Annotated in this window: 12 protein-coding genes and 1 pseudogene; 10 read left to right on the plus strand and 3 right to left on the minus strand. The window is 58.7% G+C overall.

Annotated elements, in window-relative coordinates:
• Positions 1-34: 34 nt before the first annotated feature.
• From ACXYMN_RS16095 to ACXYMN_RS16115, 5 genes are all read left to right on the plus strand, one after another.
• Positions 35-379: an ArsR/SmtB family transcription factor gene (locus ACXYMN_RS16095; protein ID WP_046212131.1), complete on the plus strand. Its 345-nt coding sequence runs from the start codon at positions 35-37 to the stop codon at positions 377-379.
• Positions 380-430: 51 nt separating this feature from the next.
• The gene (locus tag ACXYMN_RS16100) at positions 431-898 is read left to right on the plus strand and encodes a DUF411 domain-containing protein (protein WP_074637346.1); all 468 of its coding nucleotides are present in this window, start codon (positions 431-433) and stop codon (positions 896-898) included.
• Between the two features lie 246 nt (positions 899-1,144).
• Positions 1,145-1,693, plus strand: coding sequence for a c-type cytochrome (locus ACXYMN_RS16105; RefSeq protein ID WP_459014697.1), 549 nt, complete (start codon positions 1,145-1,147; stop codon positions 1,691-1,693).
• 226 nt (positions 1,694-1,919) lie between these two features.
• On the plus strand, positions 1,920-2,066 hold the full coding sequence (locus ACXYMN_RS16110) for a hypothetical protein (RefSeq protein ID WP_156108153.1): 147 nt from the start codon (positions 1,920-1,922) through the stop codon (positions 2,064-2,066).
• 270 nt (positions 2,067-2,336) lie between these two features.
• Positions 2,337-5,837, plus strand: coding sequence for a strawberry notch-like NTP hydrolase domain-containing protein (locus ACXYMN_RS16115; protein WP_459014682.1), 3,501 nt, complete (start codon positions 2,337-2,339; stop codon positions 5,835-5,837).
• Positions 5,838-6,338: 501 nt separating this feature from the next.
• On the opposite strand, the gene ACXYMN_RS16120 is transcribed toward ACXYMN_RS16115, so the two are convergent.
• Positions 6,339-7,568 (minus strand): tyrosine-type recombinase/integrase, encoded by a 1,230-nt coding sequence (locus ACXYMN_RS16120; RefSeq protein ID WP_459014683.1) that lies wholly within the window; start codon positions 7,566-7,568, stop codon positions 6,339-6,341.
• Here ACXYMN_RS16120 and ACXYMN_RS16125 point away from each other — a divergent pair.
• From ACXYMN_RS16125 to ACXYMN_RS16135, 3 genes and pseudogenes are all read left to right on the plus strand, one after another.
• Positions 7,512-7,889: pseudogene (locus ACXYMN_RS16125) on the plus strand (DUF6915 family protein); the annotation flags it as partial. The gene ACXYMN_RS16120 and the pseudogene ACXYMN_RS16125 overlap by 57 nt on opposite strands.
• A gap of 100 nt (positions 7,890-7,989) precedes the next feature.
• The gene (locus ACXYMN_RS16130) at positions 7,990-8,292 is read left to right on the plus strand and encodes a hypothetical protein (RefSeq protein ID WP_459014684.1); all 303 of its coding nucleotides are present in this window, start codon (positions 7,990-7,992) and stop codon (positions 8,290-8,292) included.
• 124 nt (positions 8,293-8,416) lie between these two features.
• Positions 8,417-9,145, plus strand: a complete 729-nt coding sequence (locus tag ACXYMN_RS16135; RefSeq protein ID WP_459014685.1) for a DUF736 family protein — start codon at positions 8,417-8,419, stop codon at positions 9,143-9,145.
• A 557-nt stretch (positions 9,146-9,702) separates the two neighbouring features.
• Here the strand turns inward: ACXYMN_RS16135 and ACXYMN_RS16140 are convergent.
• Together ACXYMN_RS16140 and ACXYMN_RS16145 are read right to left on the minus strand one after the other, a co-directional pair.
• Entirely contained in the window at positions 9,703-15,609 is a 5,907-nt protein-coding gene (locus ACXYMN_RS16140; protein WP_459014686.1) for a DEAD/DEAH box helicase, read from the minus strand.
• The gene (locus ACXYMN_RS16145) at positions 15,606-18,788 is read right to left on the minus strand and encodes a hypothetical protein (protein ID WP_459014687.1); all 3,183 of its coding nucleotides are present in this window, start codon (positions 18,786-18,788) and stop codon (positions 15,606-15,608) included. Before ACXYMN_RS16145 ends, ACXYMN_RS16140 begins: the two co-directional genes overlap by 4 nt.
• 1,233 nt (positions 18,789-20,021) lie before the next feature.
• Between ACXYMN_RS16145 and ACXYMN_RS16150 the strand changes: the two genes are divergently transcribed.
• Both ACXYMN_RS16150 and ACXYMN_RS16155 read left to right on the plus strand, forming a co-directional pair.
• Entirely contained in the window at positions 20,022-20,951 is a 930-nt protein-coding gene (locus tag ACXYMN_RS16150; protein WP_459014688.1) for a DUF2493 domain-containing protein, read from the plus strand.
• Positions 20,952-21,071: 120 nt separating this feature from the next.
• Positions 21,072-22,259, plus strand: coding sequence for an SH3 domain-containing protein (locus ACXYMN_RS16155; protein ID WP_459014689.1), 1,188 nt, complete (start codon positions 21,072-21,074; stop codon positions 22,257-22,259).
• Positions 22,260-22,404: the final 145 nt, after the last annotated feature.

Genomic DNA, 22,404 nt, shown 5'->3' on the forward strand with positions numbered 1-22,404 from the left:
TGGATCAAAGGATAATATATCAGTGAGCAATGATATGACGCAGATCGTTGTGGACCGCAAGGTCGGTACCATTGAACAACGAGCAAAACTATTTCGCGGCTTTGCCGACCCAAGCCGCTTGTCTATTCTCGGCGCGCTGTGCGGGGAGCCGCTGGTTGTTCACGAACTCGTCGAGCGTACGGGACTATCACAACCAAACGTATCCAACCACTTGCGATGCTTGTTGGAGTGCGGGCTAGTTAACAGCGACCGAGATGGGCGCTTCATCCGCTACCGTATCAGTAGCGCACGTATCGCAACGCTGTTGAGCGATGTGGACGCACTTCTCGATGTGGTCGCAGGGGGCGTTGAGGCCTGCGACAACTATCGCGGGAGATAAGCAGCCACTAAGCGATGAAATAGACTAGGACAGAGCTAAAGGACGACTGATATTGATGTAACGCGCCGTCAAATTATTATAGCCGCTGTAGGTCTTACCAGCATTGCACCCTTCGCCGCGATTGCGCAGGGAGCTCCGTCGATCCACGTTCTTAAGGACCCGAATTGCAGCTGTTGCCGGGTTTGGGCTGATATTCTTCGGGCTGAAGGCTTCCGTGTGACCGAGGAGCGCAGCTTTGGAACACTGCTGGTCCGACACAAGTTGGACAATGGCATCCCCCAAGAGATGATATCGTGCCACACAGGCGAGATCGAAGGCTATATGATCGAGGGCCATGTGCCCGCAGCAGACATTCGTCGCCTTCTGGACGAACGCCGAGACGCAGTCGGTCTCGCCGTTCCCGGCATGCCCTATGGATCACACGGAATGGGGCCAGAAGATCAGCGTGAAGCCTACGATGTATTTCTGATCCGGCGCGACGGTAACACCGAAGTGTTCACGAGTTACGAAGCAGCCTGACGGCAATTTCATTGATCGGAAACCATAAGGAGAAGACTATGAAGCAGCATAAATCACGCTATTTTGGTATGGTTGCGGTGTGTATGATCTCTGCTACTGTAGCCTTCGCACAGCAGCAGCGAGGCGATTGGGTGGGGTCACGGGCCAATGGGACCGAACCACATGTGGTCTGAACGCATGCCTGGCTGGGGACACGGCAACATGGGTCCGGGCCAGCAACAGCGCATGCAACGACATTGGACTTACATGAACGAGTGCGTGCCCGCAGCTTATCGGGGCGCTCGGAGCACTATTCGCGCGACGCCTGAAGTTATCGCGGAAGGCCAGACGCTATACACAGCGAACTGCGCAAGTTGTCATGGAGCCGAGGGTCTCGGGGATGGTGAGGCCGGTCGGTCTCTCGTGCCTTCTCCGGCTCTCCTTAGATGGTTTGTTCAGATGCCGATGTCGGGAGACGAGTATCTGCTCTGGGCAATTTCTGAGGGCGGTCAGCGCTTCGGAACAGAAATGCCAGCCTTCAGGGAAGCGCTGACTGAAGAAGAAATCTGGAAAATCATCGCATACATGCGTGCGGGGTTCCCGTTATACCGCGCACCGCGAACACTTTGTAGAGCTTTTGGCGGTGCTTCCAAAAATACACAATTTCGCCGATCACCACCAAAACTGACATTGGTGGAGCGCGCAGCATCGCTCACTCTGGGCTCGTTTGAGACCTTCGCGGCATCCCGCCTTAACGTCGGCAATGGCGTGAAAGGGCGTCTGTGCGCAGATGTTTTGGTCATCCCCATAATGTAGAGATCTCAAGAGTCTTATCGTCCGGGAAGTTTTGCTGTAACGTTCGATCGTCGCGTGAACGGGGACTCTGAGTTGAAACAACCTTCAGATCGTAAACAGGCCTGCGACAAAGTCGATCTGTCCAAGGTCCATTCCTCCGACAGCCGATCTCGGGTCGCTCTGAGTGTTGCCGATATGCCTAGAGACCTAGGCGAGCTGCTGGATAGGGGCCTTGAGGACCATTTCCGTGACCGCTGACATGAAATCTCATTATGCCTGGTTTCGGTCCAAGGTGGAGGAGGCGCTGAATGACCAGCAGGCCGCGACACCTCATTCCAACGTAATGAATCTTGTGCAGGCGGTGATTGATGAGAAGCGCCGCCAACAGTCTTGAACAGTGCGTTCTGGTCTTACCTGGTACCTTCGTGCGTTTCGGGGTGTTTTGGTGGGTTGCCGCCGCTTCTTCTGTCAAAAAAAGTGTTTGCCGATCGGCTGCGTGACTTAGCCTTTGATTCGGACAAGGGCGGGTCGCGCTCGTAATCTGAAATTCTGCACTCACTCTCGTTGCCCAACCTCCGTCATAGCTTTCGGCGGAAACCCCAAAAAGTGTAGAGCGGGCTTTTTGTCCTTTGGAACTCAGACCCTGATCCGAAGGAAAATCCCCATGACCAAGCCCAATCCGGCAAACCCGGCTTTCCCAATCTCTGATACTGACCTCGCCTCTGCGCTGGCGCAGATCTGCGCGGAGATCGACCACCAACCCCTGCGCAGTTCAGCGCTCGCGCGCATCATGCGCGAGACGTTTCATGGCAGCGACGCCGGCGGTGCTTGGGACTGGCGCATGGCCTATGACCTGATGCAGGCCGCGGCCATCCAGGTTGTGCTGCGTGGGGACGGTGCAGCAGGTGACATCGCCGCTGCAAAGCTGCTTGCCTCACGGCTGCTGACGGAAACCCGCCGCTCCGAGCAGCAGATCCGGTTGCAGCAGTTTTCCACGCCACTGCCATTTGCCGCCTTGGCCGTGCGGGCGGCAGCCATTCGCAAGGGCGAGACCGTGCTGGAGCCCTCGGCTGGCACCGGTGCTTTGGCCGGTTTTGCTGCCCGGGCCGGTGCCACGCTTTCTCTCAATGAAATCGACCCCTTTCGCCATAGCCTATTGCGCGCGGTCTTCGGCGGCGAGGCGACGGGCCATGACGGCGAGCATATCGACGATCTGCTGCAGACGCCGGTTCTACCCGACATCGTGGTGATGAACCCGCCGTTCGCCTCCTCGGTCGATCGCTCCCGCGACAAGCACATCGCCGCCAAACATCTCATTGCGGCTGCAAAGCGTCTCGCGCATGGCGGGCGGCTGGTGGCGATCATGCCGCCGGGATTCACGCCCGAACGCGATGCCGCGCATTGGTCCCGCGCTTGCGGTCTCCTGACGCCGCGCTTGGCCCTCACGATGCCGGGACAGGTTTACCGCAAGCTCGGCACCTCTGTGGAAACCCAGCTGATGGTCTTCGACAAGGTGCAGGAGGACGGAGAGATGATCCGCGCCAGCGTCAGGGACTTGGATGAAGCCCTTCCTTTTGCCGACGCCGTGGCCGCAACCCGGCCCGAGGCGCGCCCCGTACAACAGGCGGCGAAAAACCCTCATGCGCGATCGGTCGGTCCAGTACCTGTCACGCGCAAGCGACCAGTTGCTAGAGTTGTGGCGTCCAACGCTCAGACCAACGCCGCCATACCGCTCACTTTCACAAGCCTTGAGGCCGCGCGCGACAACACGCCCGTCTCGGATATCTATGCGCGCTATCGCCCTCAGCGGATCGAGATCGCGGGTGCGCAGGAACATCCCACGCCCTTGGTCGAAAGCATCGCCATGGCTTCCGTGGCGCCGCCCGTGCCTTCTGGCGCGGCCAGTGCGGAATTGCGCCTGCCTGCCAGGCTGATCGAGGATGGGCATCTCTCCGAGGCTCAGCTCGAGACCATCATCATGGCCAATGATGCCCATGGGCGTGACCTGCCGGGGCGGTTCACCATCGACGACGACCAGACCAAACTCACCCGTGCCGATGATGACCCGGACGCCAATGCTTATCGCCTTGGCTACTTCCTCGGTGACGGCACGGGCTGCGGCAAGGGGCGCGAATGCGCCGGGCTCATCCTGGTGAACTGGCTCGCTGGGCGCAGGAAGGCGATCTGGGTCTCCAAATCCGCCACGCTCATCGAGGACGCGATCCGCGACTGGACCGATCTCGGCGGCTCGCCCGCCGACATTCAGCCGCTCTCCAAATGGAAACCGGACCAACCGATCCAGATGGGTGATGGCATCCTGTTCGTGACCTACGCCACGCTGCGCTCGGCGGGCAAATGCGGCACCACACGACTGAGCCAGATCCTCGACTGGATGGGCGAAGACTTTGAAGGCGTACTGGCCTTTGATGAGGCCCATGCCATGCAGAACGCGGCCGGGTCCGAGCAGGGCAGGGGGGTCAAACCCTCCCAGCAGGGCCTTGCTGGCCTGCGGCTGCAACTGGCAGCACCCCGCGCTCGCGTCTTCTACATCTCGGCCACGGGTGCCACGAGCGTGCACAACCTAGCCTATGCCGCGCGGCTGGGGCTCTGGGGGCAGGGCCCCGAATACCCCTTCCCAAGCCGCGAGAGCTTCGTTTCTGCGATGGAAGCCGGCGGTGTCGCTGCCATGGAGGTGGTCGCGCGCGATCTCAAGACGCTCGGGCTCTACACGGCCCGCGCCCTCAGCTTCGACGGCGTGGAGTATGACGTGCTCGAACACGCGCTCACCCCGGCCCAGATCGAGATCTACGACGCCTATGCGGGTGCGTTTCGCACCATCCACCACAATCTCGAAGCCGCGCTGACGGCGACCGGCGTCAACGACGCCTCTGGCGAGACCAATGCCTCGGCCGCACGCGCCTCGGCCAAGTCCCGCTTCGAGAGCACGAAACAGCGCTTCTTCAACCATCTCCTGATGGGGATGAAAGCCCCAAGCATTATCCGCGCCATCGAGGACGATCTGGCGGCGGGCAAGGCTTGCGTCATCCAGGTGGTCTCGACGGGTGAGAGCCTGCTGAAGCGTCGGCTTGAAACGATGGACCTGGAAGACGAGCTCGTCGAGGGTGCCTTGACGCCGCGCGACTATGTCTTGGGCTATCTCGAACAGGCCTTCCCGATCCATGCGCAAAAGCTTGTCGAGATCGACGGCAACATGGTGGCTGAACCCTTGCGCGACGCCAATGGCGCGCTGGTTGTCTCCCGCGAAGCGCTTGCCCTGCGCGATGCGGCCATGATGGAGTTGATGACGCTGGCCCCGATCCCTTCGGCGCTGGATCAGATCCTCTGGGCCTTTGGCGACGAGGCCGTGGCCGAAGTGACCGGAAGGTCGATCCGACCTCTGAAGGCGGACGATGGCCACCTCTTCATCGAGAAGCGCGCCGCCAGCAGCAATTCATCCGAGACCGAAGCCTTCATGGACGGCGAGAAGGATATCCTGATCTTCTCCGATGCAGGCGGTACGGGCCGGTCCTATCACGCGGCGCAAACGGCGAAGAACCAGAAACGGCGCCGGCACTACCTGTTGGAGCCCGGCTGGCGCGCCGATGCGGCCATCCAGGGGCTGGGCCGCACGCATCGCTCGGCCCAGGTCAGCGCCCCCTTCTTCCGGGTCTGCACCTCCGATGTGCATGGCGAGAAACGCTTCACCTCAACTATAGCCAAACGCCTCGACCAGCTCGGGGCCTTGACGAAGGGCCAGCGCGAGACCGGCTCGCAAGGCATGTTCCGCGAGGAGGACAATCTCGAAAGCCCGATTGCGCGAGCAGCGCTGCGTGGGTATTTCGCCGATCTTGCCGCCGGGCGCGCTGAGGCGATGAGCTACGAGAGCTTCACCGACTGGACGGCCCTGCGGCTGATCGACAAGGACGGGGTGCTGCTCGAGGAGTTGCCGCCGATCCAGCGGTTTCTGAACCGGGTTCTGGCCCTGGTCGCGCGATGCCGTTGCCGAGGTGGTGCAGGACAAGCTGTGTCTGGCGGACATAGCGGTGCCAGAAATGGGCGGTCGTCTTGGCCTTCTGCGGGTCGTAGCCAAGGAAGCGCTTCATCAGGGAAGACGCAGCATATGCAGAAATTGCAGCGTCCAACGCTGCAAGGTCGTCGGAGGTGATGAGATCAGGCGAACGTATGCCGGCATGAAGCGCGATGCGGGAAACCACCCAGTTGGTCGACCCCTGTGGTGTCGTCTGGTGATACCCCATCGCTTTCTGGCGCTTGCGGAGAGCCGGAATACCCAGATCGATACCCAGGTTGTTTGCGAGTTGGGCGGCATACATGGGCGAAATCGACAGGAGGAACCCATAGTCGAGGCGCAGGCGGTCCGTTAAGGCGAGGTAGTAGAGGTATTGCCGCGCCCAGAACGAGGCAGGGTATTCCGGTGTGAAAGCAGATGTTCCGTGAAGTCGTCCAAGCCGAACCTCAAGCGGCTGTTCGCACCAAAGAGTGAGATCGGGAAAGGCGGCGACGAACTCTCGACGTTGAGCGACATAGCGGTTCTTCATTGCACTGGTCATGTCGAGGCCGACGATGAATGTGCGGTATTCCTCTTCCTCGCAATGCGACGGCGCGATGTCGGTCGAAAAGCCTCGCAGGGTGTTTGGCAACGGATCCGTCATGGCTTCAGCCCCATCGCGCGGCTGTACTCGGCGAGTACCGTGGCGTCGGACACGCGGGTGTAGATACGTGTTGATTCCGGTGATGCATGCCCGAGCCGGCGCTGCAGGGTCATCTCTCGCATGCCTGCTTCCCACATGCGGGTGGCATGGGTATGCCGCAGTGCATGCGGTGTGACGCCGGGCGATTTGATCCCTGCTCGTTCTGCCGCTCGCGCGAAGGCTTTTGCCAACGCGGCATAGGACAAGGGCTCAGATCGCCTCGTGCCGTTTCCGCCGACCAGAAAGATGAACGGTGTGTCTGTCTCGCGGGGACGGTCACGCATGACATAGGCGCTGATGGTATCGAGGGCCTGCCCGTCATGCAGGTCGACGACACGTTCAACGCGAGACTTTCCGCGTGCCCCTTTCGGGTGATCATCACGACATCGGACGGTCACGCGCCGCCGCCCATAGGCGATATCCTCGAGATGCAAACTGAGAGCTTCTCCCGGACGCAGGCCGCCATGAAGCATCAGGAGCACAAGAGCGCGATCGCGCAGGCAGGTCACTTCGGCGAAGAGACGTTCGACTTGGTCGTCGCTCATCGGACGAGGCAGGCGGTGAACGCTGCGGACACGGATTACGCGCACGCTCGCTGAGCGACGGGAAATGCCTTCAAAGAACGGCCGGTGCCGGTCGGTGACCGAAGGCTTGTTGATACTCTTGCTGACCCGCATCGGATTTGGCGGGGTCAGCTTCCCTGCAATGATCGCCCAGTCGCAGAACGACGACATTGCTGCCAGCGCTCGATTGACCGTTGCCGGTGACAGCCGATCCGGGCCAGGCGCTGTTGCGGACCGGCCGGGGCGCATGTCGATCCGGTCATGCAGGTAAGCGATCAGATCGACGGCGATCGCGATGTTGAAGCCCTGCCACTCGAGCTCTCGGGCTTCGAAGAACTCCCACACGCGCCGCAGATCGTAGGCGTAGGAGCGAATGGTGTTCGGGGATGAGCCCCGAGCGTCGAGATAACGGAGGAAATCGTGAATCGGTTTGACGGAATTGCCTGCATCATCGCGGACAAAGAAGCGAGGGACAGCCCCCTCGGGAGTTCTGGTGACTTGCATAATCTGCCTTCGGGAAAAGGTGAAAACTTCAGCCTTGGAGGTGAATTCGCAAGTGTCCAGATAATTGACGCCTCGAAAGAGCACCTCGCGCTCTTTACGCACCGAGCCATGCGCCACCATGCCCAAGGCCTGTTTGAGGCCGAACGTGTCTTCGGCCTGACCCTGACCAATAGCGCGGGTCGCGACATCCCCGTACGCTGGATCGGCGAGCAGCATGTCCGCGAAGACTGTCAGGGCCGTATCCCGAGCATGGCGGACTGGCTGCGACGGATACAGCCCGAGCCATGGATGGCCAATGGCCACATCAACCGGCATTCCGGCGATGAGCCCTGCGGCGACCCAAGGGTTGCCTGGGCCTCCGAGGTCGCAGCCGGAAGAACGGTTCTTGGCCTGAAGGATTGGATGGCGGCGCGCGCGATGCAAGCGGCGCAGAGTGCCTGACAGGACTCGGCTTTTTGCCAATTGAATGCCGCACGGAAGCCCGGTTGGAAGATCGGGCTTCTAGAGTCGTTTCCCCACCATTCTACTTGAGGAGGATCACATGACACTCGATGAAATCAGGGCGGCCGTCGATGCCGGCCAGACCGTGCATTGGGCCAATACCGGCTACATTGTCCACAAGGACAGGCTCGGTCAGTACCTGATCACCTATGTGCGGAATGGTAGCTGCATCGGCCTGACAGACCGGAGCGGGCAACGGTTGAACGGAAAAGAAACGGAGTTCTTCATCGCGCAATCGAAGGACGCCGCAGAAAATCCAGGCAGCCAATCAAGACCAGACGGGCAGGGGAGGGGCGTAGCACCCGGAAGCGTGGGTGCATTCCCACTCGGACGGCAGCTCTGACCCGTGGGCGAGACTGAAAGGAAAGCAGGCTTTCTGATTTGTGATCCCTCAAGGGGTCGAGAAAGCAATCCCGGATGCGTTGGCAAGAACGTCAGGCACCGGCCAATCCAAAAGGAACCATCCCATGTTCGCAGGAACCCTCACCCGCAATGTCGAGACCGCAGCCGCTCAGTACACCGGCATGATCCACTCGACGCGCTTTGACATCGCCATCCAGTTGGAGGCGCGGGCCAAGATGTCTGAACGCAGCCCGGATTTTGACGTGACGGCAGTCAACAAATCAGGCCGCAAGGTGCGCATCGGCACGGCCTGGAACGAGACCGGCAATACCAGCGGCAACCCCTACATCTCGATGCAGATCGATGTCGGCTTGGGTCCGTTCCGGGTCAACGCTGTGCAGACGAAAGAGGCGCGCGCGGCCCAGAGCGGCGAATTCGAGATCATCCCGCTGGTCTCGAACGGCCTGATGAAATCCGGCTCGATCTCGGGCGAGCTCACCGCCATGGACGCCGACAACGCCTTCACCGGCTACATCGCCAACATGATGTTCGATCTGGAGTTCATGCTGATCGAGAACGGCTACAAATCCGAGGAGACTCACCCTGATTATCGCATCGAGGTCAGCTCGCCCCGGGGCACACCGATCCGCGTCGGCTCGGCCTGGATGGCGAAAAGCAGCCGCACGGGCAATGACTACCTGTCGCTGCTGATCAATACGCCCGATGGCGACCTGCGCGTCAACGCCGTGCAGAACGAAGAACAGCGCGGCGGGCAGACCTTCTCGATCATCCCGTTTATCGACAGTGGTGAGCAGCCGCAGGACGCAGGCGTGGGGCTCTCCTTGGTTGCCTGATCAGCGCGCGAGGTTAGACAAACCGCACAGAAAGGGGAGCCGTGGCAACACGGTTCCCCTTTTTCCATGTCCGTTTGTGGGAAGGACGCCGCCCGCTTGCGATCTGATGCAAATGTGATACTATAATATATTATTGAACTATCGAGGGCGGACGCGTGGCGGCAAGTTCGGGGAAAGTTCCATGGTTCGACAACTTCGATGTCGAGGTCGAGAGTCTCATCGCCCATATCGAGCGCTGTACCGCATTTGCGCTACCCGCCCGAAAGCGCGATGTCATCATGTCCTAACCACCTCGCAAAATCGACGCGTCACAACCTCGAAGTAGGCAAACTGACTTAGCGCCAACCGAGTGAATACTCGGTTATAAATCAGGGTCCGAGTGGAGTAGCCCCCTGAAAGTCGTCCACCAACTGGGACAGATTATCCCTCAAATTGGAGGATCAGCTATGGCTGGGAAACGAGAGAAGCCCGAAGAGATCGGCAAGGCGTGGCAGATTCAGCCCAGCGAATCGACACAGTTGCTAACTCTTGGCGCGGCAAACGGCTACTTGCCGGAACTAAAGCTTTTCGATGAACAAATTACACTCCTTTTGGTGAGACATAAGGTTGTCAATTCCAGACGTGACATCCACTCGCCAATAAGTCCCTGAGGTTTCCTGCTGAATTTGAACAATCCGATCGTGGAAGTGTTGGCTGCGTGAGGGCTCCCACGGTCGAAGCGCAATCTCCCCGGAAACGCACGGCTGAGATACATTTAGCAATCCGTCACTCTGTATTTTGCTGTGATCGTCTCCGTTCCGAGGGTTCCAAGTCAGTTTCAGAGACGCGATTATGACGCCCGTCTGCCGAAGCGCACGAAGGAACTCACCGAGTTTTTCACGGTTGCGATGCTGTGCGCCGATCCAAGGGTCTTGGATGGCAAGAGAAACTGTCTGCCCACTTAGCTCCTGAAATACCGCCGCAATATTTCTTGGCTTTCCGGCCTGAAAACGGTGAACGACCAGCCGATCAAGAAGCTTTGCAAACAGCTCCGATTTCGGAGCCTTCAAGACGGCTTGAACATGTTTGGCGATCCACAACGACTGTAAATCGTTCACACCGTGTCGTCGGAAACAGATGCCGTTCCCGAGGCCAGCCAGTAAGCCTTGCCTTGGTTCAGCGTCAAAGAGCTCTTCATTCGTGATGCCGCCGAACAACGTCAAACGCGGGGCTTCTGTAAGCTTGCTTTGAGTCATCCGGACGATGACAAGGTTGCCGGAGTCTTCAGCTGGCCTAAGCATCTCAGCGATCTGCTTATCTGTTCCGGTTGGGCTGTCCTGATCGTGTTCAGGAATGACAAGCCACGCACGACGTTCGCGATCATCCTCCAGCCAATCGCGCAGGGCTCGGGCACTGCCTAAGGACGCTTCGGGTTCCTCTGCTCCCCAAATCGAAGACCCAACTGCGATCATCTGTTTGTGGCCCTTCAAAACAGGTCCGAGAGCAATCCCGAGCGGTGCCATGCAGGGAACCGCATTCTCTGGCACATGTTTCGGTCGCGCTATCGATCGTGCCACAACTCGCTCAAGCCAAGTGCGCGAGAGATGCCGATCCATGCGATCCCACCAAATCTGATTGGAATAGTCATTCAGACAGTGGACGCAGGTCGTTTGACAGTTCTTTTCACAATCGAGTTTGTTGATTGCTTCGAGAAGTAGAAGGCGAGCAGAAAAGCGACTCTCTTCGACAAGCCTCCGAGCGTAGCCAGCACCTCCAGGCGTGGCGTCTGCCAATACAACGTCGAAACCACCAGCGGGGGCTAGTTCGAATGTGGCGCGGAGGTCCCTGGGATCGGTTCCGAGCATATCCGCTGCTGCAAGCCTGATTGCTTCGGCTGCACCACGCAGGACATCTTCTTGCCAGGCACGTTGATCCACCGATGACGATGGAGGGTCGATCGGGACGGCTATCCGTATCAGCCTGATATCTGTCGAATAAGTGTGAGCGAGATCCGTCGCTCCTTTCAGTTCTTCGACCGGGCATTGGTCTCCGGTCCGGGGATCGTGATGCTTGGATGCGACCGGCCCAAACCCGAAATAGTTCCTGGCCGCTGGTTCAGCGTGTTCGCATCTGGGGCAGCGCATGTAGCCTGTCCCGTTCGGACCACGATTAACGACGATCATCTGACCTTCTGGATGATCCACACTCCCAATCGCCGACGCGAAAAAAGTGCTCACGTCGCGGACATCGGTCGCGCCCATTAGACTGGATGGTGCCTTTGTAAGCAGACGGGCTTCATCGACCGCCCGCGGTCGCAATCTGGACGAGCCCGGCTCGCCACCAGCACGATCCTTATAGTTCGTCAAAAAGCCAACCGGTTCCACGAAACGCCGCGGAGGTTCCAGACTTCCGTTGCAGGAGGGGCAAGCCTGAAGAGTTTCTCCTTCTTTAGGAAGGCGCTCTACGTTTCGGCAATCTCTGCAAATCTGGAGACGGCCTTCGTCCATCCAGACGTCATTCGCGCTATGCGAACTGCGTCGGGAGATACCGGCGCTGGTCCACACCCTGCCTGCTGCGATCGTCTCCGCCCCAGGCGCGAACTCAGAGATCGCAAGCGACGCGTCTCGCGCAAGTTCGATATCATCACTCCCGCGCCCGTGACCGCGATCTCGGACGACCTCCAGACTCAACGAGCTCACCGGGAAACTGTAAGTCGGAATTATCCCGAGCCTGGAAAGGCTTTCGGTCAAAAGACGATCGAGGAAGAGCTGTTTCTCCCTACCGGCCCGATACACGCGTCCGTTGGCTTTTTGCTTTTCGTCTTCGCTTTCCGCAGACGCAGCCTGCTCTTCAGCTCTTTGAGAGCGGTCGTCGATCATTTGCCAGCGGCCACAAACATCGTCCAGCCATCGCGACAGGGACTCATCTTTTACATGCCTCATCAACTCCGCGCCCTGGAGAGCGACGCCATTAGGCAATCCCGCAGCCATGGCTTCCGCCTTCTTCAGAGATACGTCTCCGGCGTCCGACTGCAACCAGATCGTGAAGTCTTCCAGCAGACTTTTGTGGGCAGCGCTGTCCAGTCGCTCCCCCAGCACGTCGCGAAGTCTCGGAGAGCCCGAACGCGAACTGGTAGCCAATCGTTGCGTAAACCACCCAGCGAGAATGCAGGACACCTGATGACGATGGAAGAAACGCGGGTTTTCGAGGTTGATATAGGGAACGTTAGGCAACGCCTTCAGATAGTCGTCAAATCGACGAAAAGATGCCTGGTCGTATCGACTGCCCCTGGCGATCGTGAGCGCAATAGGCGCAACCTGAGCGCGTCGGCCAGCGCGCCCCGCGCGCTGCTGGTAGTTTGCGATCCCTGGCGGGACATTCCGACAAATAACCGCTTCGAGGTCACCCAAATCGACGCCCATTTCCATGGTTGTCGTGCAGCTAAGGACATTTACATCGCCAGTTCTAAACTTACCTTCGATCTCGTTCCGAAGCGCAGATCCGATTGCCGCAGTATGCTCTCGGGAGATCGCGGCACCCGGTTGGGTGAGCCACCGTCGCACGTAAAAATTCCGCGTCACGTTCGCGTCTTCTCCAGGGGCCGGAAGCTTAGACACTGACCCTTCGCATCTGTTAGCAAGACAGACGCCACCCAAGTCAAAAGAAGCAATCCGACCACAAGAGCTGCAACGAAATCGTTCTGAGGTCTCGCCGAGCTTGATCTTGTCGAGGTCGATGACCATCGCCAAGCTGCCCTTCTTCAGAACACCAACACGCGGTCGAACCATTTCGTCCCAACACGCTTCCGCAATGGTATCCGCGTCTTCTCGGGACAATCCGAGCCGGTCGCACAACACCCAGATCAATCGTGTCCTATCGCGCGGCCTCGTCGGCAGGACTCGGCGAATTCGCGAGGCGTTGCTTTCCTTTCGAAGTTCCCAGGAGATACGCTCCGATCCCAGTCCTCGTCCCCAAACCGCTTCATCACCGAGATCCAGGCGGCCATCCAAATCGGAGATTGCCCGGCTCTGTCGCATCATCATCAAAATCAGATGCATCACACCGGAGGCGTAACCGCTCAAATGCGGCTTACCGTGGTCTTCCAGACTTCGGGACACGCGACGCTCAATCTTGTCCAAGCCATCGTGCTCGACTGAGAGCAGGCCGTATGCTTCGAGCGAATCCCGACCACGTCCACCGAGTGTAATTTCCGCTGTCACAAGGGCCGTCATCCGGTCCTTCAGCTCCGTTCCAGAGAGCGGGACCGATTGATCGCCTCTGTCGAAAACGCGAAATCGATGCTTCTTGAGACGTGCACTCACTTCCGCCGAGAGGTTGGTGATCGACAGATCTTCTTCGGAACGAACAGCATCTATGATAGCCCCGCGGACCGCCTCGACCCTTGAAATTCGTTCGAGGAACGGAGCAAAGAATGCGGCGTCTTGTCGGTTGTCAGAGAAAGCGAGCAGTGAACGGCCCTGCATCGGCGCGTCTGAGTCGAGTTTGGCGGGTAGTGCTTCGAGCAGCGTTTGCGTGGCCATAGCCGAAGTGGACTCGTCACCGGCGTAGATAGTCGTCAGAGGTTCGGCAAAGGCACCCTTCTTCTCCCCGCACGCCAAGCAGGCTTTCACGTATTTCTTTCGATCATGGTCGTCATCAACGCACTCGGCAACTTGGAGCGAGATGATCCCCTCTCCCGGATCGTCTTCGATCGAGCCGGTTCGCGGATCAATGTGGACGAATTCCGTTTCTTCGTCTTCGTCCTCTTCTTCGTCCAAAGCTGCTGGCGTAGTGCCGATCAAACGGAGCACGGTCCGTTCGCCCTTGTTGTTGCGAGGTGGAAGAGCGGCCAATCGGCGGCCATCGTCCCAAGCTTCAACGTAAGGTTCTCCACACGTCCTGCACACGAGCAACGGAAAGGCAGCTGGGGCGTCACTGGTGGCGTCTCGCCCCACTTTTCCTGCAAGCACCCGACTCCATCTTTCCGGCGCATCCGCCGAAAGTTCTACCAATGCTCCCTCAATCGTGGTTGCGGCAATATGGTAACGGGCTGGAAGAAGGGGGAACCCGCCCCCATGTCGTGGCACCGCGAGAACCGCGACATTCACGAGCGCAATCAGCGCGCGTTCGGCCAATTCCTGCTCCACGCCGTCAAATATGACCCCAGCCAAGCGTTCGAGCAGCATCAAGCCGCTCGCCTTGTTATGGAGCGCTGTGGCAACCTGACGGACCTCGGTCAGGGTCGAAAGAGCCGTTAACAGCGCTTCGCCGAGATCGTCGCCTTCGAGTGGTAAGCAGGAGCCCAGCTCCTCGTTCCAGTTTTCAATATGAAAGCGCTCTTCTTCAGGGGAAAGGCCGCCGTCTTTACGCAGACGCGCCAACCCTTCGCCGAGCGAAACCCAGTCTTCCGGGGCGAGCGAATATGTTGTCAGGTCTTCGCGCAAGCGCGGATGGAGTTCGCGCTCGCCTGTGATGACCGCCGCGTCGCCAGCACCGAACGGCTCGTTGAAGAGATCTGACGCGAACTTCGCCAAATCGTCCTTTCGCTCTGGGTCCAAGCTTGCTGACGTTCCGACGCACCTGAGGGTCCCGGTCGACATGCCGATATTGGCCTTCAATTTTCGAATTAGAAATGCGACTTCGATCGCTTGGGCACCGGCGTAGGTGTGCAATTCGTCCAGGACGAGCCAGCGGAGATCGGCATCTTTCAGTAGCGCTCGATTTCTTGGCAACAGCAACACATGCTCAAGCATCGCATAGTTCGTTATAAGAATGTCCGGTGGCGTCTCAAGCATTTCGGAGCGAGAAAGCAGCCATCCAGAGGGCGCTTTTTGAACTCCGGGGAAGGCGTCCTCAAAGCTGGGTGACGACAGGATTTCGCGCTCGATCTCCGAACGGCTTGCACCGGGGGTGGTTTGCCCCGTGAAGCGCCCGAGCGTAATCTTCGGATCGTCAAGTTCGTTGAAAAGCAAACGCGCGATACGGAACATCTGGTCGGTGGCCAGCGCGTTCAGAGGGTAAACGAGGATCGCCTTGATTCCAGGCTTGCCGATACCGTGACGCATGATGTCGTTGATCAATGGGAATAGAAAGGATTCCGTTTTCCCCGATCCCGTTCCCGTGGCGACGATGTAATTGTCATCACGGCCAATCGCAGCTTGCTGGTGGCGATGTAGCGGCCGTCTCCAAAGATCAGGCGCTTTTTTGAACATTCCTTGCCACTTCTCGGACAACAGCTTTTCCGAGACCAGCTGTTCGATCGAGTCTCCCTTCTCAAAATCAGGCAAGCTCTCGACAAAAGGGCCCCTTATGAGAGTCTCCCCCTCGATCATCTTGCTGATGGCCTCACCCAGCGCGGGCGCGACGACCGGAGAGACGGCAGCAGCGGCCGTCGTAAAGCTTCGAATGCGCGCCTCGAGCGTTCTCCGGAATTGGAGTGGGTCCAACTCTGCCGCGCTGATTTCTCCGCTTACATGGTCTTTCACGGCCTGCTCCTTTTTTCCATCTCGGCGGCGATCAGATGGAAAATGAAGATTTCTCTGCCCAATCGGATCATTTCACCTACGGACGCGAGAACTTTACCTTTGCTCATTCCCGTTTTCATCGACGCCTTCTCTATCATGGCTTCGACGGCCTCGGCGCCCTCACGGTTTCGAACCGCGAACGATGCAAGAGCCCGTTCGATCAGATGGACAGAAGCATCGTTCTCATTTTCCGTGCTCAAGCACCGATCCGACAAAATCGGATCTTGTAACGCGACAGACACGCGATTCAGATCGGCACTGCGCAGCGACATCCGCGCCTCAGCCTCGCCTGCCCCAAGAATCTCGTGGGTTTCAATACGATCGCGCAAGAGGCTCAGGCCGGTCCAAGCATGGTCTGGTCCCAGCGCGTCCTTGGCCAGCCATTCACTCGGCTTCTCAGCCAGTGTTGAGAAGATTACCGGCAAACTACTGGGTCGGAAGTTGCGGAGCTTTTCTCCAGCCATGTCCGCACGCTTCGCATTCGGAAACGCGAGCATCGCCATCGGACTGAGATCCAAATCGCGCAGCCGACGAGAGGATGCGTCGGCGATCACTCTCAAGATTCGATCCGCGCCATTGGAACTGGAGAACCCATGGAATTTGATTGCATCGGCGGCGAAAAGTGTCGGAGTTTCCTGAATAACGTGCAGCATCGGCAACCAGTCAAGTTCATCCTCTTGCAGGGACAGCAGAAGCAGTCGCTCGGTGCCACCAGGCAAAAGGGAGACCTGATGGACAAGAGTCGACCAGCGGTGTTGCAGAGCCCTGCCAAGGCCTCCGTCCCAGACATCAGGTGCGTAGCATCTTGAGAGCCAGTCCTCGAGCCTGCAAAGGGCAGATGCAGTAGGCTCAGCCGCAGCGCCAGCCATAAGTGGGAAGGCGTATAAATCATCCCGTGCGTTGCTGAGTTGGGTCCAATCTTCCTTTCCGACGCGACGCACCTTGAGGGTGATCAAGTTCAGGCCATTCAAAGGCGCTCCGTTGAGTTCAAGTTCCACGTTCTTCCCGTTCACCTTAGGGTCGAGCAGCCAGAACTGACATGGATGGGCAGCACGAAGATGGTCGAAACTAATTTCACTCTGATCATGGTGACCATCCTCCGTTTGGAGCATCACCATGATCCCGCCGACAATGAACGGCATTGAAAATGAAATACGGGTGCCGCCGGACCAGGTGCGGATGACAACATTCGACGGCATCGACGCGCTTTCCACGGTCGCGATTAAAGTCGGAGCACCAGCCTCCGACACATGAACGATGTCTCCACCATCCAAGGTTGCTATCGGGATCGCGTAGGTCGGTCCATCTCGAAACGGATCGGCGATAATGCGCGAGCCAACCTTCAGGCTCGCGCGCTCATCAGGAGATGTGAGCACCAGAGCATCGCTCTTGGTCGCCGAGCCTTTGATGATGGCACCGCCAAGTTTCCAGGGTGTAACCGTCCCATCGATGCGTTCCAAAACGCCCGACAAGAGTTTCGCGCGAACGTTGAATAGGCTCACCTCTCGGCCAATATTGAAGGCAAGCCGACCCTCAACGTAACCGCCACCGCGTTCGAGGCAGAGGAACCCAGCATCGTCGCGCACGACATGTCTGGCCTCAACGTCAACGAAGTTACGCGGTGGGTCCTCAGACCGGATGAGAACGCCTTGCAGCCCTCGAAAACCAGGCCAGACAATCAGTTTCCGCTTGAAGCGTGTCAGGACGCGTTCTGTTGACTCGGCATTCGTGCGGAGCAGCGTAAGTGAAAGCGCGATCGGGTCTGCATGAGGAGGCAAGCCCGCAGCTTCTACGACCTCGGCGACCTTTACCGTCGCGATGCCGCGCCCATCTGCTTCGATTTCCATATCTTTTGCTTCGCCTTGCGTCTCGACACGGACAAAGGCGCGACGTCGTTTGCCGTCAGTATGTCCAGCAAGCAATTCACTGGAGCCAAAATCGAGCTCCACTTCGGCCTCGGGTCCCCAAAGGTTGGGGCCACCAAGACCCTTCGCAATCTTTTGGTTATGTATCGAGATTTGCGGCCGACGCACACCGCCAAGCGTCCAATGTTTTGAGCCTCGAGCCAGCACCATCTTGCCCGAACGAAGGTCGACGTTGGCGCTGTAGAGTTCAGGCACCGTTTCCCGGCTCGGTTCGCCATTTACAGAGAAGTTTTCCTTTGAGACCACGATGGCGGTCGCAACCACGCCGCTGAGCCGGGTTTCCTCGTCGACAACGCGAGACGTCAATTCGACCTGGCGACCGGTGTTGCTGTCGAACACGACAAAATCCGTCGTCTGAAACAGGCGGATGCACCCTGGTCTAGTTCCTTGCCATGTGACTTCGGCGGGAAGTGGAAAAGGCAGAGGCCAAAGACGCCCGGCACGAACCCTATGCAACTGACCATCAAGAAATATTTTGTAACGCTGCTGTTGCCCGGGGATCGACAACTGTGGACGCCCATCCTCCCAAACAAGCCGAGGCACTGGAGCGATACGGGTCGCTGCGCCGCCGGAGCCGTCGAATACCTTTTGCAACTGTTCGCTAAAGTATTTCAGGTAGCTTGATGTTTCCAGCAGCGCATTTTGATCCCGACGCCAGTCGACATAGGCCGATGCCATCCAGGCTGAATGATCCATCAAGATGGGACGTTGCAGCACGTGTACGCCTGCATCCAAGAAGTGAAGGGCATCATCCTCCCAGCGATTCAGCAAGACGATGTCATCTTGCTCGGGCAATCCGATCGAGCGTTCCTGAGCAATGAAAACTCTCGCCAGATGGTGCAACTGGGAGCGCGATACGCCCGCGTGGACCTGGAAAGCCTGAACAGAACGGTCAAATCCATCGGATGCGAGGCCGAGTTTTTGGCACGACCGCCGAAAAGATTCATTTATCAGTTTGCGCTCTTCCGGCAGTTTCAATGTCCTCCCCAAGATATTCTCAACCAAAGGCCAAACCTTGGCATTGCCATCTTCGCCATAGTGTTCGGACAGTGTTGCGCAAATTGCCCAACTGACCGCATATCCAAACTTCTGCATCAAGACATCAAGCCGCCAGTCCGACAGCGCATAAAGCGCATCCTTGGCCTCCGGCAATTTCTCAGCGACAAGTGCAAGTCCGAGGAATGGTGAGGCGTCGGCTCGAAGCTGGGACCGCATCACCATATAATCCAAGGATCTGAGTTTATTCTGAGCGTCCCGCAAAGAACAATCTAAAGTCGCCTGCGTCAATTATCGTGCCCCGTGTATTTCTGATCGTTGTCCCGTTCTCCAAAGGCATATTAGCTGACACCGTTCGTAGTGCGGCCTGCAAAGTCCTAAATAGCCAACGCTACGAGACACTGACCCTATGGTTGTCCTTGCGGGCCGATGTTGTCAACAGAATGGCATGCGTGGGGCGCAGCGCAGGTCGGTAAGGTGTGTGCCCATTTCGGCCGAGAGTTGCGAAGCAAAATAAATTCTCGGGTGGTTGCCAGTTCAAGTTGTATTCTTGCGCGGGAACCAGATCGGCAGGCCTTGCTCGGAGGTAACTCCCCATTTCATGAAGAAAGGGGCTTCGTTCGTGATCAGCTTAGCCACAATGCCCGTGTCCAAGAACCTGTTGGACGCAGTCAAGTAACAGGGGGGGATAACCAACACTTCTGCACGAAACCAATCGGGCCGTTATTTATCTGAGATGAACAGCCCAAACATGGATCAAATTTCCAGCTTCGAATGTCAGTTTTCGCTGTATGATGGGAAAGGATGTGCACTGGCAGCGAAGGCCTGCCCCCCGCCCTCATGTTGCATGCTGGAGTAGGTACTTCGTATAGTCGCCAGCGTAGTCGCCTGCACATCAACCTTGGCTTAAGCCTTGCGGCCTCCCATTCTCGGCTTCGCGTGTCGCAGGGGAGAACGGCCCTTGGGTCCGTCGCGCATTCGGCCATTCGGCCTCACCGCGGCGTTGCACCCAGGCCCCCGGTTTGCCCGCCTCGCGAGCACGTCCCTCCCCGGCCGCTCCGCCGGATTGCGCTCTGGTCTGTTTTGGCCCGAGGCCAAAACGATCCCGCCGCTCCATCCGTCTCCCGCGTCCGGTCGGGCCGTTTGCCTGCTCGCGTCGGGCAAACCTACCGTCAAAACACACACACATGAGCGTGGAAGCATATCCTCCGGATGGCCCCCAAATCAGCCCGCGTCAAGGATCGCAAAACTTTTCGGCGAGGGCGGCGCGGTTAGGGAGGGCGGTCCAGTCATTGAGCGTATGCACAATGTTGGCGTCGCGCCTGGAAAACTTTTGCGCCCGGCAAGCCGGCGGCTGCGCCGTCCCTGACCCGGGCAGATTCGGAAACCAGGCATTCGGCCATGCCCCCACACTCACGTGGTGGCCTTGGAACCGAACACTGGAGACCAGACATGGCTTACGATAATGCGAACACCTACGAGACCATCGAGCTTTTCGGACTGACCGAAAAGGACGCGCAGCTGCCGATCCCGGAAGATCATATCCTGACCGACCGCATCATCCGCGAGAGTTTTGAGGCATTGCTCGGTCAGCTGCGCGGGACCGGGCTTGAAGCGGAAATCGAACCGCTGGCCCATGGGCTCGCGACGATCCTCCAGCGCCGCAAGGTGGCGCTCGGCAAGGAGGTCGACCGCACCGCCGACAAGATCGGCGCGCTGGCAAAATCCCACGACGGATCGGAGATCGCCGAGACCGCGCTCGAAGAGGCGCAGGCGCGCTTTCTGCAGCTGCGCGAGATTGTCGGCGCCATCGAGGTGATGAGCGAGGCAGCGGCGGAATGCTACGAGATCGAGACCGGTCACGCCTTCATTCCGGCAGCCGGGTCGCGCGCGAGCGTCCGGGCGCAGGAGACCGGGGCGGTCTTCGAGGCGCGGCAGCTCCTCGAGCAGCACGACCGCGAGACTGCCGAGAAGTCGAAAGTCGAGGGGGTGCCCCTGATCGTCTCAGGCGCCACCGACTGGACCGATGTCGATGTGATCTTCAACACGCTCGACAAGGTTCGCGAACGGATCAAGCAGAACCGCAACCAGGAGATCTTCCTCTGCCACAAGGGTGGCAAGCACGGGGCGGAGATGATTGCGGCCCGGTGGGCCCGGGCACGCGGCGTCGCGCAGGCGCGCTTCGATCCGCGCTGGTCCGCGCACGGGCGGGCGGCACCGTTCAAGTGCAACGACGAGATGCTGGACGACAAGTTCGCGGCGACGGGGGTTGTACTCTTCGGTGGCAACGGGGTCGCGCTGAACCTCGGGCAGAAGGCGGAAGCGAAAGGCCTGACGGTCATGCGGGTTGCTGACGCGGCGAAGAAGACTGCGGAGACATGAATTGAGAGGGTCGCCTTCGGGCGGCCCTTTCGTCGTTTCTCAAATGTTTGCGAACCTCAGGCGTGTCGCAGCGAACTCCAGCAACGGGTAGCAAAAGTCTTGATGACTGCAACACGGCCAATGTGGTTTTGGGAATGGCTGGATGGTATCTCGATGCAATCACAGCTTAATGTGGCCGTGCGGCAGAAGACATTTGTTGCGCAGCTCAACACCCGAACAGGTTTTTCCTCGATGCCTTTTTCTCCGGAACGCACCAAAGAGATTCAATCACGCATTGATGCGCGTTTGCGGTCCGGGCAGGCAAACGATTGGGAAGTGTCTTTTCTCACAAACATGGCTGAACGGTTTGAGCGTCACGGGACGGAGACGCGCCTGAGCAAAGCTCAGTACGCCAGCCTGCACAAAGTCCTGAAACTGGAAGGGGAAAAACCGGCCCAGACAAGGGCAGCTGCCGACGACGGCACTTCGAAACCAGCACCAAAGCGCAGCTCCAGAGCCGTTCAGGCGAGACCTCGTCCGATCTCCGTGAGCCGCGCAATCACCGCACCTCGGCGTGCCGTGCGCAAGGCTCAACGCCAAATCATGGTGCCGCTGGTAATTGCTGTCGGGTTCTTCGCATTGGTTGGATCATTGTTTGAGACGTCGAATTCGCGATCCAAGCCGTACAGTCCGTCAGCAATTCCCACATCGCAAACGACAAACACCACTTACGTCTATGTGACAGGGACACGTGTCAACCAACGTTCTGAGCCGTCTACCGCGAACGCTGTGATGGGCGTCTTGAGCGAAGGGACTCGCGTCGAAATGCTTCGCGATGAAGGGCAATGGACGCAAATTCGGTCTAACTTGGGAGTGGGCTGGATGTCTTCCAGTTTCCTATCGCCGGTCGCGCCACCTGCAGAGCGACCCGCCTCGCAAGACCGGTCGCTTCGAGCCAGCGATGTACGGATCATTGATGGTGATACGATTGATATTCGAGGCATGACAGCGAACGTGCGTCTCGTCGGGTTTAACGCGCCTGAGACATGGAGACCATCCTGCACTGCAGAGCGCCAGGTCGGGGAACGGGCAACAGCGCGTCTTGGTCAATTGGTGCGGGGTGCGGCGTCAATTGAATTTGAGCGCGTGGCCTGTTCCTGCCGGCCCGGGACTGAAGGCACGGATCGATGCAATTTCGGGCGGCTTTGTGGCTCGTTGTTCGTTGACGGTCGGGACGTGGGCAGTACGCTCATTGCTGAAGGTTTGGCCGTGCCATACCGATGTGGACGCACCAGCTGTCCCCCACCCCCTCAACCCTGGTGCCGATAGCAGGGGCACTCATCCGACACAGACAACGAATCTTCGCTCGCGGCTGAACGCTGACCCGCCATGTGGTGAGCGTGACGGATCATTATCCAGATGCATTGGATCAGAACGAACCAAGCCACCTCAGATCGGTATCGACGGGCGCGAT

It is taken from the genome of Roseivivax sp. CAU 1753 (assembly GCF_054482575.1).